1 protein-coding gene is annotated in these 240 nt (G+C 49.6%); it reads left to right on the top strand.

What is annotated here, in order from left to right:
- On the top strand, positions 1-240 hold a 240-nt coding region (locus LJE08_RS14400; protein WP_227403634.1), incomplete at both ends, for a TGS domain-containing protein.

Genomic DNA, 240 nt, shown 5'->3' with positions numbered 1-240 from the left:
GTCTGGATGAATGGCTGACCTCCATCCGGGAAACACTGGAGAACGCCGACAGTGACCTGGAAGTGATGGACCAGTTCAAACTGGAATTATACGAAGACGAAGTATTCGTATTCACCCCCAAAGGTGACTTGTACAAGATGCCGAAAGGAGCGACCGTACTGGACTTTGCTTTCGCCATCCACAGCAAACTGGGGTCCAAGTGTATCGGAGCAAAGGTGAACGGAAAGAACGCACAATTAA

The sequence above is a fragment of the Holdemanella sp. DFI.5.55 genome, assembly GCF_020593575.1.
Taxonomy (GTDB): Bacteria; Bacillota_I; Bacilli_A; order Erysipelotrichales; family Erysipelotrichaceae; genus Holdemanella; species Holdemanella hominis.
This window is presented reverse-complemented; position numbering and strand designations above follow the sequence as displayed.